Source organism: Elusimicrobiota bacterium, from assembly GCA_026388075.1.
Taxonomy (GTDB): Bacteria; Elusimicrobiota; Endomicrobiia; order Endomicrobiales; family JAPLKN01; genus JAPLKN01.
On the sequence record JAPLKN010000102.1, the window covers coordinates 1 to 8788 of the forward strand.

The 8788-nt window shown below is 35.3% G+C and carries 9 protein-coding genes; 1 reads left to right on the top strand and 8 read right to left on the bottom strand.

Annotated features, from left to right (window positions below):
- The 5 genes from NT145_05370 to NT145_05390 form a co-directional block, all read right to left on the bottom strand.
- A partial coding sequence (locus NT145_05370) for a hypothetical protein (GenBank protein ID MCX5782114.1) occupies nt 1-683 on the bottom strand: 683 nt, incomplete at its 3' end.
- Between the two features lie 12 nt (nt 684-695).
- The gene (locus NT145_05375; GenBank protein ID MCX5782115.1) at nt 696-2441 is read right to left on the bottom strand and encodes a ShlB/FhaC/HecB family hemolysin secretion/activation protein; all 1746 of its coding nucleotides are present in this window, start codon (nt 2439-2441) and stop codon (nt 696-698) included.
- 229 nt (nt 2442-2670) lie between these two features.
- Entirely contained in the window at nt 2671-3201 is a 531-nt protein-coding gene (locus NT145_05380; GenBank protein MCX5782116.1) for a hypothetical protein, read from the bottom strand.
- 115 nt (nt 3202-3316) lie between these two features.
- Nucleotides 3317-3859 (bottom strand): hypothetical protein, encoded by a 543-nt coding sequence (locus NT145_05385; GenBank protein MCX5782117.1) that lies wholly within the window; start codon nt 3857-3859, stop codon nt 3317-3319.
- Nucleotides 3860-3911: 52 nt separating this feature from the next.
- Nucleotides 3912-4475: a hypothetical protein gene (locus NT145_05390; GenBank protein ID MCX5782118.1), complete on the bottom strand. Its 564-nt coding sequence runs from the start codon at nt 4473-4475 to the stop codon at nt 3912-3914.
- Between the two features lie 258 nt (nt 4476-4733).
- Here NT145_05390 and NT145_05395 point away from each other — a divergent pair, with 258 nt between their 5' ends.
- Nucleotides 4734-6359, top strand: a complete 1626-nt coding sequence (locus tag NT145_05395; protein MCX5782119.1) for a DNA methyltransferase — start codon at nt 4734-4736, stop codon at nt 6357-6359.
- Here the strand turns inward: NT145_05395 and NT145_05400 are convergent.
- The 3 genes from NT145_05400 to NT145_05410 all read right to left on the bottom strand — a co-directional run bounded on the left by NT145_05400 (nt 6354) and on the right by NT145_05410 (nt 8480).
- On the bottom strand, nt 6354-7034 hold the full coding sequence (locus tag NT145_05400) for an MvaI/BcnI family restriction endonuclease (GenBank protein MCX5782120.1): 681 nt from the start codon (nt 7032-7034) through the stop codon (nt 6354-6356). The genes NT145_05395 and NT145_05400 overlap by 6 nt on opposite strands.
- A 130-nt stretch (nt 7035-7164) precedes the next feature.
- Complete coding sequence (locus NT145_05405; protein MCX5782121.1) at nt 7165-7659, bottom strand: DNA-deoxyinosine glycosylase; 495 nt, start codon at nt 7657-7659, stop codon at nt 7165-7167.
- 284 nt (nt 7660-7943) lie between these two features.
- On the bottom strand, nt 7944-8480 hold the full coding sequence (locus NT145_05410) for a hypothetical protein (protein ID MCX5782122.1): 537 nt from the start codon (nt 8478-8480) through the stop codon (nt 7944-7946).
- Nucleotides 8481-8788: the final 308 nt, after the last annotated feature.

The following is an 8788-nucleotide window of genomic DNA, read 5'->3' on the forward strand; positions in this document are numbered from 1 at the left end:
TTGAACATGCTTTCTACTATTTCTTTATTTTGATTGCGGTCAGAACCCTTTTCGCTTAAAAATTTCTCTTTATTTAATAAATCCGGTTTGATATAAATTATTTCTTCTTTGCCGTTTTCGTAACTTATATGAGCATCAAGAATATAGCCGCGGTCATACATTTTCTTAAATAAGATATTTTCTTTTGTATTATATCCTATTACCCAATGCAGATCCCCGTTTTCATAAAAGCCGCTTTCTTGCGTTAATTCCCCGTTTTTAAATGATTTCTCATACTCCATTTGCCCGTTCTTAAAATACCATCTTTTCTTTTCTATTTTGCCATTTTTATACAAGGTCCAATTATTTCTTATGTTGTTTATATCGTTATAAGTTGTGCTTTTGATCACGCCGCCTCTATATCGCTTATCAGTCTCAATAATCCCGTTCTCATAATACCAGCACTCCCTGACTAGTTTATCGTTTTCAAAAAATTCTTCTTTTTGCAGGCGTCCGTTTTTATATAGTTTTACATTTATTTTTCGTCCGCCAAAATAAGTTGTTTTGCTTTTTATTGTTCCGTCGCTATATTGTTCCGTTACCACACCGGTTCTATTAAGAATATTAAAATGATTTAACGCGATAAAACCGCCAAATCCGATCAAGGCGGCGCAAACACAAAATATTGTCAATTTATATTTCATTTTTCATTTACCTTAAAATAACGGAATATTCGTGTTAACGCTAAAGCTCACAGAGCTTTTTTCACCATAAAAATAATCGGGAACAGCAATTATATTAGCCAGTGAAAGATTGAAATTGATATACTTCAAATAGTTTCCGCTTATTGTAGGCCCCCACGACGACATAGTTTGAACGCTTCCGTAAGTGTTGGGCCTGATCATGCCGACATCGTAAAATACTCCGATAGAAAAATACTTTAAGGCTTTCGTAACGTTTTTATCGTCAAAAAATGAAAAACAATTTTCAAGCGGAGTCGTTATATCGTTGCTTATACTAAAACCGCTTTCGCCGCTTACTCCGCCGTCTTTAAACCCCCTGACGCTCGTGCCAAACTGCTCGGAACCTAACAAATCGTACCAGGAATACTGCGCCCGAAAATTTGCCATATACGTCAATGGAAAATTTACGCCCGGAACATTGAATATTGAATAAAAATAACCAAGGGCGCCCAAAGCCTCGTATTGAGCTTTAGGATCTCCTATTTTTATGTCTTGCGGATCTTTTTGTGCCCCGAACGCATCAAGCCCGCGAATATAATTCAACCGGATCATTAATGAGCCGTTCTCTAAATAATGTGTGTCCATAATATAAAGCTCCGCAGGGGCTATTTGCATACTCGACGGCAATTTTTGAGAAATTATACCTTGAATCAAAAAACTATTCACTTCTTTTCTGCTTATTTTTACGCCCGAGCTGAACCTGTATCGTTGTCCTCTAAAAAGCATTTTATCGACGCTTAAACCTTGCGTGTATGAATCGGCTTTTGACTGGATATTTCCGAATAATCCCGGCACAGTCGTTAAATAAAAGGATTTTGAATAATTGGCGCTAAATGTCCAATACCCGAACGGGATGCTCATGATCGCAGAATAAGTATTCGAATAAAATTCGTCTTCCTTGTCATTCAATCCCCGAACGTAATTCAAAGTCAAATTATCGTTAAGCCTGAAGAAATTATCAATTTCCAGCCCGGTAGTATTTCTATACTCTTTGGTCGTCTCTGACCCTGCATTATCGACGCCGATATTTAATCTTGTTCTTCGGCTCGGCTTATTTTTAAGCTCTACTATAGTCTCGCCCTCTTTTTCTCCCGGCACTATATTCATAACCACATCATTAGATTTTATTTTATTCATCTGCTCCAGCCCTTGTTCAATATTACGAATGTTAAAAACATTGCCCTCTAAAAACGGGAACGCCATAAATATCGGCAAAGGATCCTGTTTATCTGAAAAACGTATTTTTTCTATTACTCCCTCAAGTACTACGAATTTTAGGATACCTTGCGGCAAAGTATTAATATCTATATATACCCGCGCTGCCGTATAGCCTTTGTTCATATATAAATTCTGAAGCTTCGTTTGAATATTTCCTATATCAATTTTAGAAAGCTCTCTATTTGAGTATTTCGACACGATAGATCTGATTTTTCTGACACTAAAGACCGAAACGCCCTCAACTATGATCTCTTTTACATAAATCGTTTCCTTGACCGGCACTATTTCTTTTTTTATCTCCGGAGCAGGCAAAGAAATGCCGGCTTTTCTTACTTTCTCGATTTCTTCCATTTGTTTTAATAATTGCCTTTTTTCTTCGGCTATCTGATCTATTTGCTGCAAATATTTTTGTTCCTCTGCAGCCAACTCTGCGTCTGTCATAGCGTATGTATTCGATGACAGTAAGATTCCTAATATAAGCAATGAAACTCTCTTTAACATTTCACGTAACTCCCGTTAAATTCTGCCTGAATTAATCTTTTCATTTTCCTCTCCAAATTAAAAACACCAAACAACCTTACTGGTCGCTTGGTGCAATTATCGGCTTGTCAAAAGCTGCTTAAGGAAAACCATACTTCCCCCTTCCTGGCTTCCTGCAACTGTAAATAGTTTATTGCTTTATTATTCTGTTGTCAATAGCCCCGCAACGGTGGGGACACGGACTCGGACTTCACGGCAGTGCGAGGTAACGACACTTATATCGAATCTCCTCAAGCACATTCAGCAGCGCCGCCAAATCCACCGATTCGCCGCGAAATGTCAAAGTCTGCGTCAATGGGTTATAGGTCCTATGACAGTTGGCAGGATTGCTTCCCCAGATCGATTTGAATGAATCGATACTTGGGTCCATATAAACCGCAGAACGATTTTCCTCAAACCAGTCTTCGATTCGCTCATCGTAGTGCTCAAAATGATTTCGGAACTTACGATCGGAAAGCAGGTTGCGGTTATCGACATTGAGCAACATTCGTAATGCCTTACCTCGCGCTACAGACGACTTCCGCGATGGCCAGAGAATCTTGGAGACATTTCCGGCGGCTATGAGAATTGATTGGATTGCCCCCCAAACTTCAATCTCGTTGAAGTGATCAGTGGTGACCTGCAGACGCTCAGCAGCCCGTTTCGCAATCTTCGCCTGCATCACGATCTCGGCAATAAAGACCATCTCCGAAAGATCTTTCATTTGACTATCACCCGCCATTTATGTTCGCCGCGCTTACCGCTGCGATGTCGCATAACATCCGGGATCCACAACAACCTTATAACTTATACACTTTTTAACTGCTTTTTCGGGCCTGACACGGATTCGACATTCATTAAAAATCAAATGCTTTCTCGTTATATTCATCTATTTTATTAATTAACTTTCTAATCTCATTTATTTTCTGACGTATTATCTTTGGAGTAACTATTACTTTTTTAAATTTCACATATCCCTCTTGGCTATCAACTACAATTTTACTTCTGACATAACCTTCTTTTGACAAAGATTGCCAATTAGCATGTATAATGGTATTGCGAAATGTATTTATGCTCTTTAGTCCTTCAGTAATATTATTTAAAAGACATTTATGCTTCTTATCACTAACTGATTCTAACCTAGCATACATTTTGTAGAATAAATCAATTTTGTCATAAGTAGAAAGTTTTTCAATAACCACGTAACCACTCTCATGGCTGCCCTGATGTAATATTTCAGCAATTGCCAAATTGAGTTCATGTTCTAATAGGCTAAAGTTTATTAAGAATTTCCCTATTGAAATACTATACCTATCTTGGACTTTATCAAAATACTCATCCGTGAGATAATCATACTGATCCAATTCTTCATATTCATTGTTTTGATTCTTGTTTTGCATAGGCATTCCGGTTGTAAATTGAATCCGAAGTTAGAGAAGCCTGGCACGGATACTATTTCTTTAGATTCTCTATTTTTCTATAACCTACAACTGCAATTATCTTGCCCTTGTCTGACTTCAATATTTTCACAAAAGAAGCCCAGCCGCTGACCACAATAGTACCTTGAGACACAAAGCCTTCTTCATTCTTTACTCTAATCGCGATATTATTTAAGATATTGTTTCCGGGGAATACTGCATCTGGAAGCACTATATCTATAAAATCATTCGTAATATTTAATATTCTAGCATTTGACCAAGAAATCTTTATTGCTTCTGTTGAGGGCTTTGCAGAGGGAATAATTTGCTTATTTATAACTCCAAATAATTGATATCCCCCAGAGAACTGAGAGCTTAATTCCTTTTCATTAACTTTCTGTAGCTTTACTACTTCGTTCTTTAACTCTTTAATTTGATTAGTAATTATATTTTCAGAATTTTTTTGTTTGTCTAGAATATTCTGTTCAGATATTTGCTGATTTATTCTATTCCCATAATGAACTATCAGACTACCTAGAAACAACCCTCCTGCAATAATTGAATACCCTGCGATTATCCAAATAGTTCCTGTCTGCATTTAGGTTCTCCTAGTTTTGTCCTTTCTCATTACTAACATCTCATCACTCATTACTGTCGTCACTGTTCTTCAACTATTTTTACTTGTCCTGAGCGATTTGTGGTGAGCGCAGTCGAACTATGCCGAAGGATTTCTTCTTCGGTTAAGCCAACTCTTTGTGTATAGTTAACAAAATAAGGAGAGATTGTTCAAGTAATTTTATTCCTTAAATATTCATAAAAAACTTAATAATATGGCACGATTGACTAGTAATGTCCAATGTTGTACAATGCTTCTAGAGGTATGAATATGCAAAAAAGTCGATTTGATGAAAAAGAAATGTTGAATACGAAACAAGCAGCCATATTTTTAGGCGTTAGCACTAAAACCATTTACCGAATGGAAGAAAAAGGCCTTATAAATCCAACAAGGACCCCAGGAGGGCAACGACGTTTTCATAAAGACATATTAGAAAAATATCTTAAAAAGAGCATATATATTAATGCCCCACAAAATCCAAGTAAATTTAAAATCAAGGAAAGTGAAACTCCTTATTTATTTGATAACAATTTATTAATTAATAATGCGATAGATTACAAGATAAATACTTTAGAAAAACAAATTACATCAGACTCCCCTTTTAATCACAAAGAACATTATGCTAACGAAATAACTCCAAGACAATGGGTTGAAGAATGGGATTTTAAAACATATCAAACTAAGACTTACTCGCATGGCTTTCATCCCTACCCAGCAATGTTTATTCCGCAAGTCGCTAGAAAGCTAATCCTAGCATTCTCAAATGAAGGTGACATCGTATGTGATATTTTCTGTGGTTCAGGGACAACCCTAATAGAAAGTTCATTATTAAATCGGAATTCCATTGGTATAGAACTAAATCCTCTTGCAGTATTGATTGCTAAAGTTAAAACTACGCCAATAGAGCCCGAACGATTAACGGCAAATTTAAAACAAGTAATTAATGATTTTAATAAAAAAAATCAAATTGAACCGCCTTCTTTTAAGAATATTGAATTTTGGTTTAGCAAAAAAGTAATAAAAGAACTGTCTAGACTTAAATATGCTATAAGAAATCTTAATGATGAACATTCAAGAAATTTCTTTTATGTTTGTTTTAGTGAACTTGTTAGAATAGTCTCATTTACCAGACACGGTGAGTTTAAATTATTCCGTTCCCCTGATAAATTAACTGACAAATTTAATCCAGAAGTGATTGGGGAATTTATAAAGATATGTGAGAAAAATATTTTGGGTATGAAAGAGTATTTTAAAGACGTTTCCAATATTTCAAATGTTCGTATTATCGAAGGAGATGCAACAAAAAACAATGGTATTCCTTATAACTCTATAGATTTTATTATTACTTCTCCCCCATACGGAGACAGCAGGACTACCGTAGCTTATGGGCAGTTTTCAAGGTTATCTGCTCAATGGTTAGATTTATTACCGTCTGATACCATTGACATTGATAAGATACTTCTGGGTGGTAAAAATAATGTCAGCCTAAATGACCCCATTCTAAATGAATCTGAAACCCTTAAAACTAGTATAGAAACAATTTCAAATAAAGATATTAATAGAGCTAAAGATGTATTGAGTTTTTATATAGATTTAAATAAATCCTTAAAACAAGCACATAAAATACTAAAAAATCAAAAATATTTCTGCCTTATTGTAGGAAATCGCACGGTAAAAGAGTTGACACTTAAAACAGATTCCATTGTATGTGAATTCGCTGAGAAAATAGGCTTTGTTTCTCAAGGAATCTTGTACCGCAATATACCGAATAAAAGGATGCCTCTAAAAAATAGCCCTACAAATGAAGTTGGAAAAACTGGTTTTACAATGCAGAAGGAAAGTATTATATTACTGAAGAAGTTATAAATCCTTTATATTTTTGAATAGGTGAGGTAATTTATTTTCGTAAGTTCTAAATCCTGTTCCGTGATTTCTTGCCATTGTTCCTTTGTCATGTAACCTCAAATCTACTAGAATATTTTCTGCTTTAAATTGATTCCCTAGAATTTCAAGTGATGTTCCTTTCAATAATTGCGCTCTGTGAAAATGAAAATATTCCTTGCCATCTCTTTCTTCACTAAAAGCTGAGACTAAAATCATAGCAGGTATTTTTTGGCTAAACCTTTTAGCAAGTTCGTCTAATTTCCAAATAGCTACAACGTTGCCAGAAATGTGTCGCACAGAAATATCTTTATCCGTTACATTAAGAAACAATCCGGCACTATTTGGTTTTAAAGACATAGTATAATAAAGCCCTTTTCTTTTATTCTTATCATAACTTCCGTATTTCTTTATTGCCTCCAATGGAGGCATTTTCCAAACCTTATTATTAAATGTAAAAAGCGTTATCAGATTCGTTGCATTAGATCTATGCGCTTTAAGCTCTGCTTCCTTGATATCTGGGAGAGCTATGTTATTTTCCTTCAATCCCAATTGGATTTCAAGAGTATAGCCAATACCAGTTGGACCTTTTCTTCTCGAAGGAACGTATCCTCTTTTCTTTAAAATACTAAATTTCTGTTTAAATTCTTTAAGTTTCATTTTTTTATTATACTTATTTAAGATTATTTTGAAAAGACAACACAAATAACCATATCGATTGCATTACAATATTTAGTTTCTCTAAATCCAATTTATTCATGGTATAATGTAACCTCTTTGCTAGAGTTATTCAACAAATAATTTTAGGAGTCCTAAATGCTTTATACCATTTGTTTGTTATATAACTAATCTTTTGAGTATTCCTAGAGCTTGTGGAAGGCAAATATTCATAACAAATATTTAGACTTTCATCATAATAGGTTTTAAATCGATCATACGCCATCCTTCCATTTAACAGTATTTTTTTTATCTTAGGATAGAAGTGAAAAAATTGATTGAGCTCATTAATTTTTGGTTTTTTGATTCTGCGATCACAACTGCCTTCTCTATAACATGACTCAAAGACATTCCATATACCTATCCTATTTCTCAGCAATGCTTTAATTCTCTTATCATATATTTTGGGATCGCTTTCTTTAATTGCACTGAATAATATTCTCCAAAAATGATTTTTTTCATAGGCATAATATTGTTTTTTTTCTAAAGAAAGGTTCCCTGGGATTGTACCCAAAACCATGACCTCAGTCGATTTACTAACTACTGGTTTTAATCCCTTAATAAGCATTTTTAGAATCCCATCCTTTTCAATCTCCTCCCCCGCGCCACCCACTGATTTATACTGTAAATCAAGACATGGGCGCTCCGATTTAGAACCTTAAGGCAGTCGCCCCCTAAAGCCTCTCCACCCCCCGCTTGATTCTACCCCTGCAGTTTCCTTCCCCATAGTTTTCAAAGTCGAAAACTAGACATGGGGACTAATGAAAAACTAGACGCAGGGGACTAGAATCCGTGTCAGGCTCCCCGGTAGTTTTCAAGAAAAACTAGGCCCCGGGGCAAAGTCTCTAACTTCTATCTATATATTCTACTATAAATTATTTTGTCTTCGATTTCCTTTATCGAAAAATATTTTTGCCCTTTTTTAAAATATTTTTCACCTAATTTATTATCTTTAAACTTATCAATATCCGCGTATTCAAAGACTTCTTTAAGATATTGGTCCAAAGTTTCTTTGTTTTTGGGAAAAATCTTTTTGTTTTCTGTTTCAAATGATGTCTTTTTATTCGTTTTTTCTATAATACCCTTGAGATAATCGATCGTTTTTCGAACTTCTTCTTCATTCTTGTTATCTTTTGTGAAATTCAAAAATTTGTAATTGATATTTAAATTGCTATCTATCCAGATCTTGCCTAAAAAACAATAATCTTCAACTGGATTTGCCCAATACCCTGGTTCAGATTTCGTTGTTGAATGTTCCTCTTTATTTGGGCTGATGACTATGTAGTATTCCAGTTCATTCACTTTTGCATTCATACAATATGCTTTGCCAGTATCTAAAAAAATAAATCCCAAGATTAGTAAAAATAGAACCTTCATTTTGATTTTCATAATTTTTTCCTCAAGAATTTAAACGAACCCTTTTCCCTCCCCCAGTTTTACTTTGTAAAACTATGCGGGGGAGCTAAAGCCCCGCCGCCATTACCAAACCTCTCGAGCCATAGGCTCTATGAGCCGAGGCCGCATTGGTAATGGCCGCTAGTCATCTTTCCCCTATTGCCATCAGCTCAAACTCTTTCGGGGACGGCTTTACGTTTCTGCTGAAAAAGCAGGGACAGGGTAAGCTCAAGTTACCAATGCAACACTTGATTCCTGTATATTATACAGGACGAAAGGAGTTGCATATGACCCAGTATCAC